Here is a 14,300-nt window from a genome sequence, read left to right as displayed (position 1 = left end):
GGTTTTCCTTACGTGTTCTGCATACTCGAATGCACGAGACTCACGACAGCCTGTACGGTCTGGTCGAAGTCGAGATCGGTGGAATCGATGGTGGTCACACCATCTGCGGCGTTCATGAAGTCCACGACACGCGAATCCTGCGCGTCCCGGGAACTGAGCTCCCGTGCTGTGGTCGAGGCGTCAACCCCGGTGAGTTCAGCAGAACGCCTGCCCATTCTAGCTTCTTCCGATGCTGTGAGCAGAATCCGCACCAAGGCATCCGGCGCCACAACGGTCGTGATGTCGCGCCCCTCGACGATGATGCCCTCGCTCGTGTTGCTCGCGATGATGCCCCGAAACAGGTCAACGAGGTACTGGCGCACCTCTGGCACCTTCGCCACACTGCTCACGATCTTGGTCACCCGCGGCTCCCGGATGTCGTGGGTCACGTCGTCGTCGCCCACCCTCACGAAGTAGTCGGCCGGGTCGGTGCCGATCGAATACTCGAATCCGGACAGCGACTCCACCAGGTCGTCACCGCCATGGGTGTCGATCCCCCGCTCGAGGCAGTACCAGGCCAACGCCCGATACGCAGCGCCCGTGTCGAGGTAGGAAAAGCCGAGGCTTGCCGCTGTCGCCTTAGAAACGCTGGACTTGCCGCTGCCCGCCGGGCCATCGACGGCCACCACTACTGCACTCATGCGAAAGCTCCCGCAATCTTCCAGCCCCGGGCAGCCAGCTCGGTGGCGAGTCGTTCTTCCACTTCCGGCAGCACGGAGATTTCGGCGAAGCCGATCTGGGCGCCTGGCGAGTGCTCGAGCCGGAGGTCTTCCATGTTGACCCCGGCCTCGCCGATCTCGGTGAGCAGTCGAGCTACCTCCCCCGGAACGTCATCCACGTTGACCACGATCTGGCTGTAGTGGTTCGCCTGGCCGTGCTTGCCCGGGATGCGAGCCACGCCCGCGTTGCCACCAGCAAGCGACTCGGCGATCGCGCGACGCGAACCCGGCGCCTTCGGCTGCTCGAGGGCGGCGATCATGCCGTCGAGATCGTCCCGCAACGCCCGCAAAATCCCGACGACGGGCTCGGCGTTGGCACCCAGGATCTGCACCCACAGTTCGGGCTCGCTGGACGCGATTCGCGTGGTGTCACGCAGCCCTTGGCCCGCGAGTGACACGGCGGATTCCGTCGCGCCTCCCAGCCGGCGGGCCAGCAACGACGCGACCACCTGGGGGGCGTGGGAAACGAGTGCGACGTTACGGTCGTGCTCATCCGCGCTCATCTCGATGGGCAGGGCGCCGAGGTCGAGGGCGAGTTGCTCGACCTTGGCCGCGCCGCGATAGCTGATGTCGTCATGGCCGGCGATAACCCAGGGTCGCCCGATGAAGAGGTCAGCACGGGCCGAGATGGCACCGCCGCGCTCTCGACCGGCCATCGGATGTGAGCCGATGTAGCGCGACAAGTCAACCCCGAGGGTGCGCAGTTCTTCCAGCGGCGCGACCTTCACGCTCGCGACATCCGTGACCAGTGCCTGTGGATGCGCGGCGAGCTCTGCGGCAACAACGCGAGCGACGACGTCTGGCGGAACACACACGACGATGAGTTCGGGCTCGTCGCCGTCGACGCCAGCGCGACCGGCGCCGTAGTCGATGGCGAGTTCGAGTGCAGACGGTGAGATGTCATCGAGGATGACGTCGACGCCGCGTTCCCTCATCGCGAGGCCGATGCTCGCCCCGAGCAACCCGGCACCGACGATCCTCACCGGACCGTCGAGCCTGCGATCAGCCACGAGAATCACTCTCGGTCTCGGCGTCGTCTGCTACCTCGGCGGCTTCCGCCTCAGCGTCCGATGCGGCAGCGTCCTCGCCGCCGCGCGAAATGGTCAACAGCTCCCCCAACTCGGCCTTCGTGAGGTCACGGGTGCGTCCCGCTGGAAGTGACCCGAGGTGGAGTGGACCGAACTGGCGGCGCACCAACTCGAGCACAGGGTGACCGACGGCGTCGAGCATCCTGCGCACGATCCGGTTGCGACCGGAGTGCAGTGTGATCTCGACCATGGATGCGCCGCCGGATGCCGCCCCCAGCACTCGCGCCTTGTCGGCATGAATGGGGCCGTCGTCGAGTTCGATGCCCTTGGTCAGCTTGCTGACGGTCTGCGCGCTGACGGATCCCGACACTTTGGCGATGTAGGTTTTCGACACCCCAAATGACGGATGAGCGAGCACGTGCGCGAGCTCACCGTCGTTGGTGAGCACGAGGAGACCGGAGGTTCCGGCATCGAGGCGTCCCACGTTGAAGAGGCGCTCCTCGTAATCGCGAGTGAATTCGCGCAGGTCTGGCCGCCCGGCCTCATCCAGCATTGAGCTGACCACGCCGATGGGCTTGTTCAGCATGACGTAGCGCTTCGTCGTGTCGAGCTGAATGGCTGTGCCGTCGACCGTCACCCGGTCTGTCGACAGCACGCGTCGTCCTGGCTCGGTGACGATCTCACCGTTGACGGTGACACGACCCTGGGCGATCAGGTCTTCGGATACGCGGCGCGACGCCACGCCAGCCGCTGCCATGACTTTCTGCAGTCGCTCGCCCTCGGGGTTGGGTGCGTCACGTTCGGTGGTGTTGTTCATCAGGCTCCCGCCGTTGAAAAACCGTCTGCTCCATCTTCGAGCAGCGGAGAGATGTGGGGAAGCTCGTCGATCGAATTGATCCCGAGCTGGGTGAGAAGAATGTCGGTGGTCTCGTAGTGGATCGCGCCAGTCTCGTTGTCGGTGAAGGCTTCGGTGATGAGCCCACGGCCGAGCAGGGTTCGCACCACCGAGTCGACGTTGACGGCGCGAATGGATGCCACGGCCCCGCGGCTGATCGGCTGCTTGTAGGCGATCACGGCGAGAGTTTCGAGCGCGGCCTGGCTGAGCCTCGTCGGGTTTTGGGTGAGCACGAATTCGCGCACGGCGTCGTCATGCTCGGGGCGCACGTAGACGCGCCATCCGCCGCCGACCTCACGCAGTTCGAACCCGCGCCGGGCTCCACCGTTGCCTCCGTCGTAGTCGGTGACCAGTCGCTCGATCGCCTGCCGCACGGCCGTCATCGGCACTCCGAGCGAGGTCGCGAGGGAAACAACGGACTGCGGCTCGTCCGCGACCGTCATGATCGCTTCGATGCTGCGCTCGATGTCGACCGCAACGTCCTCTGTCGTGTCGATCTCTGCTGTCTCAGTGTCCATAGTCGCTCCCCAGGTTTGCGAGGCTGTCGTCGGTCCAGTGGGCGGCAGACCAGTGGATGTTCAGCTCGCCCAGCGGTTCGATCTGATCGAATCCGATGAACGCTCCACGGTACAGCTCGAGCACGGCGAGGAAGCGCGCAATGACGACGCCCTTCTGGTCCGCGCCCGCAATCAGCTGGCGGAACGTCATTGTCTCCCCGCGCCGCAACATGGCCACCACGTAGGCCGCCTGCTCCCTGATGGATACGAGAGGAGCGTGCAGGTGGTCGAGACCGACCGAGGGGATCTCGCGTGGCGCAAAGGCGAGCGACGCGATGGCAGCGAAGTCGTCAAGCGTCAGCGTCCACACCAGCTCGGGCGTCTGCTTGCGGTACTTCTCTTCAAGCCGAACGGCTCGGACGTGCCGGGTCGATTCGGTGTCCAGCCGGCCGGAGAACCATTGGGCGGCCTCCTTGAAAGCGCGGTACTGCAACAGTCGCGCGAAGAGGAGGTCTCTCGCCTCGAGGAGGGCCACATCCTCGGCGTCCACCAACTCGCCCTGCGGAAGCAGGCCTGCGACCTTCAGGTCGAGCAGAGTGGCGGCCACCACGAGAAACTCGGTGGCCTGGTCGAGCTCCGCCGCCGAATCGAGGCCGCGGAGGTAGGAGATGAATTCGTCGGTGATTTTTGAGAGCGACACTTCGGTGATGTCGAGCTCATGCTTGGCGATGAGCGAGAGAAGAAGGTCGAATGGCCCGTTGTAGTTGGTCAGGCTGACTGAGAAGCCGGACACCGGCTCCGTTTGCTCGGCACCAACCACGTGCCCGACTCCGACGCCGTCAGGCGACAGCGCCACGGGCGATCAGTTCTCTGGCCAACTGGCGGTACGCGTGTGATGCGGCGTGCTCAGGGGCGAAAGTCGTGATCGGCGCGCCGGCGACGCTTGCGTCCGGGAACTTCACGGTACGGCCAATGACCGTCTCGAGAACGCTGTCTCCGAACGTTTCGACGACACGGTCGAGAACCTCGCGGGAGTGCAGGGTGCGGGAGTCGTACATGGTGGCCAGGATTCCGTCGAGCGTGATGGCCGGGTTGAGCCGATCCTGAACCTTCTCGATCGTCTCGACCAGCAGCGCCACCCCGCGCAGCGCGAAGAACTCGCACTCCAGCGGGATCAGAACGCCGTGTGCCGCCGTGAGAGCGTTCACCGTGAGCAGCCCCAGCGATGGCTGGCAGTCGATCAGGATGACGTCGTACTGGTCGCTGATCTTGCGCAGCACCCGAGCCAGAATCGTCTCGCGTGCCACCTCGTTGACGAGGTGAACTTCTGCGGCAGACAGGTCGATGTTCGCCGGGATGATGTTGAGGTTCGGGTACTTCGTGTGCACGATCGCTTCGGCCGGGTTCTTCACGGTGCCGAGCAGCAGGTCATAGATCGTCGGCACGTCGTGGGTGGTGACCCCGAGGCCGGCCGAAAGCGCGCCCTGCGGGTCGAAGTCGATCACGAGCACACGGCGACCCAGTTCGGCGAGCGCGGCACCGAGGTTGATGGTCGTCGTGGTCTTGCCGACGCCACCCTTCTGGTTGCAGAGGGAGATGATGCGGGCGGGCCCGTGGCCCTTCAACTCCGGCGGTTCAGCGAAGGTTCGGAGCAGTCGGCCCGTGGGGCCCTTTGCCGGCGCTTCCATGCCAGTCAGCACCGCCGTATCATCCCTGTGCGCTGTCATGGTTCTACTGTACGGCGCCGGTTTTGGGTGCCCGTGTTGCGACGCACGCGACGCGCGCGGTTCGTCTCTACCAGAGGTTGAAGGTTAAGTGGCGTCAACGCGCCCGAGGATGGGCCGTCGTGTACATGTCCCGCAGGGTGTCGGCCGTGACCATGGTGTAGATCTGGGTGGTCGCCACCGAGGAGTGACCCAACAGCTCCTGGACGACCCTCACGTCGGCCCCGCCGGCCAGGAGGTGAGTCGCGAACGAGTGGCGAAACGTGTGCGGCGAAATCTCGAGGCCGAGCTTGGCCCGCTCCGCCGCCGCCCTGATGATGAGCCACGCGTTCTGCCGTGACACCCGGTGCCCGCGTGCACCAAGAAACAACGCGGGGGTTGCGGTGCCGCGCGCAGAAAACGTCGGTCGCGCGCGCACGAGATACGCGTCGATCGCAGCCCGGGCGAAGCTGCCCAGCGGCACGATGCGTTGCTTACTGCCCTTGCCAAACAGCCTCACGATGTCGCCGTCAACCAGATCGTCGACATTCAGGGCCACGGCCTCCGAGATTCGGGCGCCCGTCGCATAGAGCAGTTCGAGCAGAGCCTTGTCACGCAGCGCTTGCGGGTCATCCCCATCCGTGGCCGCGAGCACCGACTCCATCTGCTCGATCGAGATGGCTTTGGGCAGCCTCATCGACTGCTTCGGTGGTTTCACCTCCGCCGCGACATCCACCTCAACCATCGACTCGTCAAGCAAAAACCGGTGCCAGCTGCGCACTGACGACAACATTCGGGCGGTGGATGACGCGCTCAGCGGTCGCTCGGCCCGTGTGCGCAGCTCGTGGGCGAAGGCCGCGACATCCTGTGCCGAGATCGCCGAGGCAACCAGGACGCCTCGGGCGGCAAGCAGCGCGGAGTAGGCCTCAAGGTCGCGGCGGTACGCCTGCAGTGTGTTCGCGGACAGCCCGCGCTCGATCGAGACGTGACGCAGGTAGCGGTCAACGGCGACCGCGATGCTGACGGCCCCGGAGTTCATCGGAGCGAGCGCTCCAGGGGATGTCGGCTCATCGGCGCTTCGGCGTCTCCGAGGGTCGACCAGCCGCGAGCGCGACCGGCTGCTGCGGCGAGCACGGCGATGACCAGGATCGAGTTCTGAATATCCCGTGCGAGTACGGCGTCGACCAGGTCGTCGAGGGGAACCCAGCGCACCTCGATGCCCGCTTCCTCCTCGGTACGTTCGAAGACCTCGGGCGCTTCGCTCACACCCCGGGCCAGGTAGACCCGCAACACCTCGTTGCTTCCGCCGGGAGACGTCATGAAATCGGCCAGGAGATCCCAACGGTCGGCAACCTTGTCGACCTCTTCGGCAAGTTCGCGTTGGGCCGCCAGGAGCGGCGACTCCCCCGCGATGTCGAGCAGGCCGGCCGGCAGCTCCCAGTCCCGGGATCGCACGGGATGGCGGTATTGCTTGATCACCAGCACGCGGTCGTCATCGTCGAGCAGCAGCACGGCGACTGCCCCAGGATGATCCATGAACTCACGAGTGACCTCGTGGCCATCGAGTTCGAATACCTCACGCCGAATATCCCAGACCTTGCCGTCGAAGGTCACGTCGCTCGACAGCACCACGGGCTCGACGGCGTCGTCGGAGAGCCCGGCCGGGGCGCTTTCGGTATCACGCATTGACTGTGGGCACGCCTGCGTCATCGGTGCTTTCGGTGACCTCGAAGAGCCTGCTCGCCTGCTGGCGCTCAAGGGCTGCGGTGATCAAACCGCGGAAGAGTGGATGCGCGTGGTTGGGTCGCGAGCGCAGCTCTGGGTGCGCTTGGGTGGCGACATAGAACGGGTGCACGTCGCGCGGCAGCTCCACAAACTCGACGAGTGTGCGGTCCGGGGAGATTCCGCTGAAGTTCAGGCCCGCCGCGCCGATCTGCTCACGGTAGGCGTTGTTGACCTCGTAGCGGTGACGGTGGCGTTCGGCGATGGTTGTCGCGCCATAGAGTTCGGCGACGATCGAGCCGGGCGTGAGCGCGGCCTCGTAGAGTCCAAGGCGCATGGTTCCGCCCATGTCGCCGCTGGTGATGATGTCGACCTGTTCCGCCATCGTCGCGATGACCGGGAATTCGGTGTCAGGGTCGAACTCTGACGATGAGGCGCCGGCCAGACCCGCGACATCCCGCGCGTACTCGATGACCATGCACTGCAGCCCGAGGCAGAGTCCGAGGGTGGGTAGCCCGTTTTCGCGCGCAAACTTGAGTGCGCCGAGCTTGCCCTCGATACCGCGAACACCGAAACCGCCGGGGACGACGATGCCGTCGAGGTCGCTCAACATCCGTGCTGCGCCCTCGTGCGATTCACACTCATCCGATGGCACCCAGCGGATCTTGACCTTCGTGGACTGCGCGAAACCGCCGGCCTTCAGTGCTTCAGTAACGGAGAGGTAGGCATCTGGCAGGTCGATGTACTTGCCGACCAGACCGATCGTGACCTCGTGCCTGGGTTCGTGCACGGCGGTGAGCAGTTCACTCCAGCCATCCCAGTTGACGTCGGATGCCGTGAGCCCCAGCTGATCGATGATGTAGGCGTCGAGGCCCTGATCGTGAAGCATCGTGGGGATGTCGTAGATCGACGGAACGTCGACCGCGTTGACGACGGCGTCTTCATCCACGTCGCACATGAGTGCGATCTTGCGCTTGTTGCTGTCGGAGACCGGGCGATCCGAGCGCAGAACCAGGGCATCCGGCTGGATGCCGATCGACCTGAGCGCCGCCACCGAATGCTGCGTCGGCTTCGTCTTCTGCTCGCCGGACGCATTCATGTATGGCACCAGCGACACGTGCACGAAGAACACGTTCTTGCGGCCGAGCTCGTGGCGAACCTGGCGTGCAGACTCGATGAAGGGCTGGCTCTCGATGTCGCCGACCGTGCCGCCGATCTCGGTGATGATCACGTCGGGCGCCTGCTCGCCGTGCGGGCCGGGCTGGGCCTGAAGGCGCATCCTGCGCTTGATCTCGTCAGTGATGTGCGGGATGACCTGCACGGTGTCGCCCAGGTATTCGCCGCGACGTTCCTTCGCGATCACCTGCGAGTAGATCTGCCCGGTCGTGACGTTTGCGGCCTGGTCGAGGTTGATGTCGAGGAATCGCTCGTAGTGGCCGATGTCGAGGTCGGTCTCTGCACCGTCGTCGGTGACAAAGACCTCGCCGTGCTGGAACGGATTCATCGTGCCAGGGTCGACGTTCAGATAGGGGTCAAGCTTCTGCATGACCACACGAACGCCTCGTGCTGTGAGCAGGTTGCCGAGACTGGCAGCCGTGAGCCCCTTACCGAGGGAGGAGACGACTCCACCGGTGACGAAAATGTGCTTAGTTACGAACTGCTCCGAGTTATCCACCACGGGGTTTCATCTTATCCCTGATGCGAACGCCTCGGGGCGACTCGGGCATATTGGTGACGGATGCATCGGATCGGATGAGCCGCGGGCTGCACGCACTACCGCTGAAGCTGTTGCGCGATATCCAGCAATTCGCGGGCATGTGCAAGGCCACTCTCGGAATCCGGGAGGCCGGAAAGCAGCCGTGCCATCTCGGAAATTCGTTCGTCGCCCTGCAGTTGGGTCACGCTCGACGCGGTCACTTCGCCGTCGTTGTCCTTGCTCACCTGCAAATGGTTCGTCGCAAAGGCCGCAACCTGCGCGAGGTGGGTGACCACGATGACCTGGGCCGTGCGGCTCAGCTGTGCGAGCCGGCTGCCCACTTCGATCGCCGACGCGCCACCGACCCCAGCGTCGATCTCGTCGAAAATGAAGGTGGGCACCGGATCGTTCCCGGCGATGACGACCTCGATCGCGAGCATCACCCTCGACAGTTCGCCACCGCTGGCGCCTTTGCCGAGTGGCCGCGGGTCTGCTCCGGAGTGGGGTTTCAGCAGGATCGAGACCTGGTCTTTGCCCGTGTGGGAGTAATCCGGCCGGTTCTCGACGACAACCATCACCTCGGCGTTGGCCATGGCGAGGGCAGCCAGTTCGGCCGTCACGCGTTCGGCCAGGGTGTTGCCGAAGCTGGTGCGTACCTCGCTGAGTCGCTCGGCAAGCTCGATGACGCTGGTGCGATCGGCTTCGACCTCGACCCGCAGCGACTCGATGCGCGACGAATCGCTGTCGAGTTCCAGCAGCCGGCTGCTTCCCGTGTCGAGATAGTCGAGGGTGTCATCGAGGGTGGGCCCATACTTGCGCACCAGCGCGTTCAGTTGGGCGCGTCGCTCGTTGACGACCTCGAGGTCGCGTGCGCCGTCGGCGTCGAGGGTCGCGAGGTAGCGTGACAGCTCGCCCGAAATCTCGGTGACCGCGATGGATGCCTCGGCAACCGTCACCGCTATCGACGCGAGTGCCGTGTCGTGGTCGGCCACGCGCTCAAGTTGGCGGCGTGCTGCGGTCAGCAGGCCCACGACGTCGGTGGAGTCATCCGAGGCTTCGGACGACAGCACATCGTGCGCCTCCCCCGCTGCCCGGCGCAGTTCCTCCAGGTTGCTGAGCCGGTCTGCACGTTCGGTGAGTTCGCGGTCTTCCCCGCGCGTGGCCGCCGCAGCCTCGATCTCTGCCATGGCGTCGCGCAGTTCATCGGCCTCCCGCGCGCGTCGATCGCGTTCGGCGACGATCACGTCGAGTTGGCTCTGGTTCGACTGCCACCGGGCGAAAACGTCCTGATAGTCGCCCAGCACTCGCGCTACGGCAGCGCCGGCGAACCGGTCGAGCGCCTCGCGCTGGGCGGTGGATGATCGAAGTCGCACCTGGTCGGACTGGCCGTGCACGACGACGAGTTGCTGGCCGATCTCACTGAGCACACTGACCGGCGCACTTCGCCCGCCGATGACCGCCCTGCCGCGACCCTCCTGCGAGATCGACCTGCTCAAAATCAGTTCACCGTCGTCGAGGTCGCCACCGGCATCCCGCACGCGCTCGGCGACGGCACCGTTGCCGTCGATCTGCCAGCGCCCTTCGACCACGGCCTGGGGGCTGCCGGACCGGATGGCAGCGCTGTCGGCGCGTTCGCCCAGCAGCAGCCCGAGTGCGGTGACGATCATGGTTTTGCCTGCGCCGGTCTCGCCGGTGAGAGCGGTGAATCCGGGGCCGAGAGGCAGTCGGGCCTCCCCGATGACGCCGAGATTGTGGATCGAGATCTCTTCGATCACGCGCGCTGGTCCTCGTCGTCTGCGGGCCCACGCCATCCGTTGACGGGAAGGTTGAACTTGTTGACGAGTCGATCGGTGAACGGCCCCTGCGACAGGCGTGCGAGGCGCACCGGCACGGGCGAGCGCCGAACGATCACCCGCGCGCCGCGCGGAAGGTCGTGTGTGCGACGGCCGTCACACCAGAGCACGCCCGTGCCCTGCGTGCGGTCGAGGAGCTCGACGGCGAGCGCCGAATCGGGGCCAACCACGAGGGGCCGCGCAAAGAGTGCGTGTGGGCTCAGCGGCACCAGAAGCAGCGCATCCAGGCTGGGCCAGACGATCGGCCCACCGGCGGAGAAGGAGTATGCGGTTGACCCTGTTGGCGTCGACATCACGACGCCGTCGCAGCCGAACGACGACAGCGGGCGACCGTCGACCTCGATGACGACCTCGAGCATTCGTTCCCTGCTGGCCTTCTCGACAGTCGCTTCGTTGAGGGCCCAGGTCTCGTACACAACCTCGGCGTCCACCTTGACGCGCACAGACAGCGTCATGCGCTCTTCGACGAGATAGTCGCGAGCCAGGGCGCGCGCAACGGTCTCGGCGAGATCTTCTTTTTCGCTTTCGGCGAGGAACCCGACATGCCCCAGATTCACACCGAGCAGTGGCGCGGAGCAGCCACGGGCCAGTTCTGCGGCCCTGAGGATCGTGCCGTCGCCACCGAGAACGATGACCAGCTCGAGGTCGCCGATCTGCACGGTGTCGCCGAGCAGGGCGATCGGTGCCAGATCGTGGGCGGCCGCCAGGATGTGGGCGTACTCGTCCTGCGACAGCACCGGCGTCAGCCCGCCCTCTATGAGCTGCCTGCACACGCTGATGGCGGCCTCACGCGACTCGTCGCGGCCAGTGTGCGCCACGATAAGAATGTGCCGGTCGGATGTCACGGAGCGTGCCCCTTCATGGTCAAACAGAGTCGTCACGAGCGATTGACGGTCATCGCAGAAACCTGCTGTGTCCATTCTGTCGGATTGCTGCCGGCCTCGGCACTCAGCCAAACGACATACTCGTGATTTCCCGAGTTTCCCGCGATCGGGGACGGGATGACGCCAGCAGTCCCCAGCGCAAGATCCCAGGCCGCCCAGAGCACGCCCATCACGGCGTCGTCACGCAGGCCCGCATCACGCACGATTCCTTCCCGGATGCCGGTGCGCCCGACCTCGAACTGGGGCTTCACCAACATGACGAAGTCCGCGGCAAGCCCCACCGACGTGACCAGCGCTGGCAGCACCGTGGCCAGTGAAATGAACGAGAGGTCGCCGACGACGAGGGTCGGAGTCTCCGCCAGCCCGCTTTCGGCGGCCAGGGTCTCAGGTGTCATGTATCTGGCGTTCGATCCCTCGACGACCGTCACCCTCGCGTCCAGACGAATGGATGTCGCGAGCTGGCCATGCCCGACGTCGAGGGCGATCACGTGCCGCGCCCCGCGCTCCAGCAGCACCTGCGAGAAACCGCCGGTCGATGCACCGACGTCGAGGGCGAGGCGACCCGCCGGATCCACGCCGAAGCTGTCCAGCGCCGCAATGAGTTTGTGTGCCGCCCTGCTCACGTAGTGGTCGCTGCTGGCGACGGCGATCACCTGCGTCTCGGAGATCTGCGCCGACGGCTTCACGACGGCGGCTCCATCGACGGTGACCAGTCCGTCTGCGATCAGCTTCGCCGCATGAGTACGCGAGCGAGCGAGCCCTCGGCTCGCCAGCGCGGCGTCGAGTCGTTGACCCGAGTCACCCATGGGATGCCGGCGAATCTCCGCCCTCGAGCCTGCGCTGCAGGCGGTCGTGCACCTGCACGAACGCAGCAGCCCGCGATTCGAGGGGTTGATCCTCGATTACTTTCAGCTGCGACATCAGTGAATTCGATTCGAGATTATCGTCGTCGCCGGTGGGCTCAACAGTGTGCTCGGCAGAATCGCTCATGGTCACGAATATAGTTCGGGTGGCACGTCGAGTGCATAGATCGCGAGTCCCGAGTTCCAGATCGCGGCAGCTCCTGCCCTCAACAGGTCGATCCCCTCGCCGGCGTCGACGGTGAGCACATTGCCGACCAGACGAACTGCGGCGGTACCCACGATCGTGAGCGTGCCGCCGTCAATCTCGCGAGTCTGCGTCGCAGGATACGGCTCGTGCAGCCCCCGAAGGTCATCGATGACGAACGTGGGTCTCTCTGCCTCGACCGCGGCCAGAACCTGCTTTGGCCCATCGATGCCGGTCAAAACCAGCACTGAAGGAATGCCGGCACGATTTGCCCCGAGGATGTCGGTGTCGAGTCGATCCCCGATCATCAGCGGCGCCTGTGAGCCGTACCGGACGAGCGCCTCGGTGAAAATGGCGACCTCGGGCTTGCCGGCGACCACGGGCAAACGACCCACGGCGGTGTGCACGGCAGACACGAGAGTCCCGTTGCCAGGGGCGGTTCCGCGCGCCTGCGGGATCGTCCAGTCTGTGTTGGTGGCGATCCATGGCAGGTCACCGGTCGTACCGTCGCCGTTGAGGGCGAACGCTGCTTCCGCGAGGTGCGTCCAGCCCACCTCGGGCGAGAATCCCTGGATTACGGCGGCCGGAGCATCCAGCGCCGACCTCGTCACGACGAATCCGGCCTTGCTCACCTCATCGACAAGACCATCGCCGCCCACCACGAGGATGGTCGAACCTGCGTCAACTGTCTGCTTCAGAATGTTGACGGCAGCCTGCGGCGACGTCACGACGTCGTCCGGCGCCACCGTGAGACCGAGCTCGGTGAGATGCCCGGCTACTGAAACGTCTGTGCGCGACGCGTTATTGGTGATGTACGCGACCTTCGCAGATTCACCAATCCGGTTGAGGCTCTCGATCGCGTGCGGCAATGCAGCCGGCCCGCGGTAGACGACGCCATCCAGATCAGCAAGTACCAGGTCAATCCCCGCCAGCGGCGAAGGATCAGTCATCGACGTTGTCGTCGTCGTCCGCCTGAACAGGCTCAGTAGGCGTTGCATCACTGGGGGTTTCCTCGATCTCCTCTTCGATGACTTCGATCATGCTGTCGTCACCGTCCGCCTCGTCAAGAGCGTTCTCCGCCTGCTCGGCACGGGAATACCACTGAGCGGCTTCATCGGTGCGACCGAGATCCTCGAGCACAGTCGCGTATGCATCGAACAGTCCTGGGCTGTACGAGAACGCCTTCTTCGGATCCAGCTGGGGAATCTCGAGTTCGACCAACGCAGCGGCCGGGTCGTTCAGATCCAGTCGCGCACCCGACATGGCGATCGCGAGCTCAACCTGAACGGGCACGGGAAGCGTCGAACGTGACACTGAGCGCCCGAGTTCGAGAGCCTTCTCCGGCCTGCCCAGACCGCGTTCGCTGTCGACCATCATCGGGAGTTGGTCGTCACGACCGGTGATCCGGCGGTACGTGCGCAGTTCCCGAAGCGCAAGTGCATAGTCTTCGATCGCGTAGGCGGTGATGGCCAGGGTTTCACGAACCACACCGATCCGGCCGGCTCTGCGTGCCGCCGAAATCGCGTGGCTGTGCGCAAGCTGCGGGTCGTCATCGATCAGTCGTGCTGCCATGACGAGATGCATGGCGACGCCCTCGGCGTTCTCCTTGCTGAGCGTCTTCAGCTCGTTGAGTGCGACGCGATCCAGCTGTTTTGGCGTGACGTCATCCGGGATCTCGGGGGCCTCGTGATAGGCACGAACAGAGCGAATGCCGAAGGGGTCGCGGTCTTCGGGAAGCTCACGCTCACGTGCGTCACGATCGCCCCGAGCGGGAGCGCCACCCTTTGTCCAGAGTCGCTTCTCCCCCGGCTTTGACGCCGAGTCGCTCTCGGTGCGCTTTGACCATGGCTGCTTTGGCCCACGGTCGGGGCCGCCCCGACCCGCGCCACCAGCACCAGCGCGACCGCCCGCGGGTCGGCCATCTCTGGATGGACCATCACGCCTGGGGGTATCGCTCACGATGCTGCCTCTTCCTGGGTCTTGGCGGACTGCTTCAGTCTTGCCTGAGCCTAAATCTGAATGACTGGATATTGGTGACTTAACGCAAAAGGGCCACACCGCAGTACCTTTCAGCACTGGGTGTGGCCATTTCACAATTTAAGTCCGGCGGTGTCCTACTCTCCCACAAGGTCCCCCTTGCAGTACCATCGGCGCAGAGAGTCTTAGCTTCCGGGTTCGGAATGTAACCGGGCGTTTCCCTCTCGCTATGGCCGCCGA

15 protein-coding genes and 1 rRNA gene are annotated in these 14,300 nt (G+C 65.0%); all 16 read right to left on the bottom strand.

Annotation, left to right across the window (positions count from 1 at the left end; all coding sequences use genetic code 11):
- Positions 1-8 precede the first annotated feature (8 nt).
- The 16 genes from cmk to rrf all read right to left on the bottom strand — a co-directional run bounded on the left by cmk (position 9) and on the right by rrf (position 14,300).
- A complete protein-coding gene (gene cmk / locus QMG83_RS06460; protein ID WP_283504562.1) occupies positions 9-680 on the bottom strand; it encodes a (d)CMP kinase in 672 nt (223 codons plus the stop codon).
- Positions 677-1,768: a prephenate dehydrogenase gene (locus QMG83_RS06455; RefSeq protein ID WP_283504561.1), complete on the bottom strand. Its 1,092-nt coding sequence runs from the start codon at positions 1,766-1,768 to the stop codon at positions 677-679. Before QMG83_RS06455 ends, cmk begins: the two co-directional genes overlap by 4 nt.
- On the bottom strand, positions 1,761-2,603 hold the full coding sequence (locus QMG83_RS06450; RefSeq protein ID WP_283504560.1) for a pseudouridine synthase: 843 nt from the start codon (positions 2,601-2,603) through the stop codon (positions 1,761-1,763). Before QMG83_RS06450 ends, QMG83_RS06455 begins: the two co-directional genes overlap by 8 nt.
- The gene (scpB, locus tag QMG83_RS06445) at positions 2,603-3,199 is read right to left on the bottom strand and encodes an SMC-Scp complex subunit ScpB (protein ID WP_283504559.1); all 597 of its coding nucleotides are present in this window, start codon (positions 3,197-3,199) and stop codon (positions 2,603-2,605) included. The genes QMG83_RS06450 and scpB overlap by 1 nt, the downstream gene beginning before the upstream one ends.
- Complete coding sequence (locus QMG83_RS06440; RefSeq protein ID WP_502949008.1) at positions 3,189-4,034, bottom strand: segregation and condensation protein A; 846 nt, start codon at positions 4,032-4,034, stop codon at positions 3,189-3,191. The genes scpB and QMG83_RS06440 overlap by 11 nt, the downstream gene beginning before the upstream one ends.
- The gene (locus QMG83_RS06435; RefSeq protein ID WP_283504558.1) at positions 4,018-4,905 is read right to left on the bottom strand and encodes a ParA family protein; all 888 of its coding nucleotides are present in this window, start codon (positions 4,903-4,905) and stop codon (positions 4,018-4,020) included. The genes QMG83_RS06440 and QMG83_RS06435 overlap by 17 nt, the downstream gene beginning before the upstream one ends.
- Positions 4,906-4,999: 94 nt before the next feature.
- Positions 5,000-5,920, bottom strand: coding sequence for a site-specific tyrosine recombinase XerD (gene xerD, locus QMG83_RS06430; RefSeq protein ID WP_283504557.1), 921 nt, complete (start codon positions 5,918-5,920; stop codon positions 5,000-5,002).
- Positions 5,917-6,567, bottom strand: a complete 651-nt coding sequence (locus tag QMG83_RS06425) for an NUDIX domain-containing protein (protein WP_283504556.1) — start codon at positions 6,565-6,567, stop codon at positions 5,917-5,919. The genes xerD and QMG83_RS06425 overlap by 4 nt, the downstream gene beginning before the upstream one ends.
- Positions 6,560-8,281: a CTP synthase gene (pyrG, locus tag QMG83_RS06420; RefSeq protein ID WP_283504555.1), complete on the bottom strand. Its 1,722-nt coding sequence runs from the start codon at positions 8,279-8,281 to the stop codon at positions 6,560-6,562. The genes QMG83_RS06425 and pyrG overlap by 8 nt, the downstream gene beginning before the upstream one ends.
- A 95-nt stretch (positions 8,282-8,376) precedes the next feature.
- On the bottom strand, positions 8,377-10,074 hold the full coding sequence (gene recN, locus QMG83_RS06415) for a DNA repair protein RecN (RefSeq protein ID WP_283504554.1): 1,698 nt from the start codon (positions 10,072-10,074) through the stop codon (positions 8,377-8,379).
- Positions 10,071-10,970: an NAD kinase gene (locus QMG83_RS06410; RefSeq protein WP_502949007.1), complete on the bottom strand. Its 900-nt coding sequence runs from the start codon at positions 10,968-10,970 to the stop codon at positions 10,071-10,073. The genes recN and QMG83_RS06410 overlap by 4 nt, the downstream gene beginning before the upstream one ends.
- Positions 10,971-11,029: 59 nt before the next feature.
- Entirely contained in the window at positions 11,030-11,842 is an 813-nt protein-coding gene (locus QMG83_RS06405) for a TlyA family RNA methyltransferase (protein WP_283504552.1), read from the bottom strand.
- Positions 11,835-12,026: a hypothetical protein gene (locus QMG83_RS06400; protein ID WP_283504551.1), complete on the bottom strand. Its 192-nt coding sequence runs from the start codon at positions 12,024-12,026 to the stop codon at positions 11,835-11,837. Before QMG83_RS06400 ends, QMG83_RS06405 begins: the two co-directional genes overlap by 8 nt.
- A gap of 2 nt (positions 12,027-12,028) precedes the next feature.
- On the bottom strand, positions 12,029-13,033 hold the full coding sequence (locus QMG83_RS06395; RefSeq protein ID WP_283504550.1) for an HAD-IIA family hydrolase: 1,005 nt from the start codon (positions 13,031-13,033) through the stop codon (positions 12,029-12,031).
- The gene (locus QMG83_RS06390) at positions 13,026-14,042 is read right to left on the bottom strand and encodes a tetratricopeptide repeat protein (RefSeq protein WP_283504549.1); all 1,017 of its coding nucleotides are present in this window, start codon (positions 14,040-14,042) and stop codon (positions 13,026-13,028) included. The genes QMG83_RS06395 and QMG83_RS06390 overlap by 8 nt, the downstream gene beginning before the upstream one ends.
- A 142-nt stretch (positions 14,043-14,184) precedes the next feature.
- A 5S ribosomal RNA gene (gene rrf / locus QMG83_RS06385) occupies positions 14,185-14,300 on the bottom strand.

Origin of the sequence: Salinibacterium sp. G-O1 (assembly GCF_030063305.1) — a bacterium.
GTDB lineage: Bacteria > Actinomycetota > Actinomycetes > Actinomycetales > Microbacteriaceae > Rhodoglobus.
This window is presented reverse-complemented; position numbering and strand designations above follow the sequence as displayed.

Coding starts and splice junctions, on each gene's coding strand:
- xerD (WP_283504557.1), bottom strand. CDS start 5,920: ATGAACTCCGGGGCCGTCAGCATCGCGGTCGCCGTTGACCGCTACCTG.
- QMG83_RS06450 (WP_283504560.1), bottom strand. CDS start 2,603: ATGAACAACACCACCGAACGTGACGCACCCAACCCCGAGGGCGAGCGA.
- QMG83_RS06405 (WP_283504552.1), bottom strand. CDS start 11,842: ATGGGTGACTCGGGTCAACGACTCGACGCCGCGCTGGCGAGCCGAGGG.
- QMG83_RS06435 (WP_283504558.1), bottom strand. CDS start 4,905: ATGACAGCGCACAGGGATGATACGGCGGTGCTGACTGGCATGGAAGCG.
- cmk (WP_283504562.1), bottom strand. CDS start 680: ATGAGTGCAGTAGTGGTGGCCGTCGATGGCCCGGCGGGCAGCGGCAAG.
- scpB (WP_283504559.1), bottom strand. CDS start 3,199: ATGGACACTGAGACAGCAGAGATCGACACGACAGAGGACGTTGCGGTC.
- QMG83_RS06425 (WP_283504556.1), bottom strand. CDS start 6,567: ATGCGTGATACCGAAAGCGCCCCGGCCGGGCTCTCCGACGACGCCGTC.
- QMG83_RS06395 (WP_283504550.1), bottom strand. CDS start 13,033: ATGACTGATCCTTCGCCGCTGGCGGGGATTGACCTGGTACTTGCTGAT.
- QMG83_RS06400 (WP_283504551.1), bottom strand. CDS start 12,026: ATGAGCGATTCTGCCGAGCACACTGTTGAGCCCACCGGCGACGACGAT.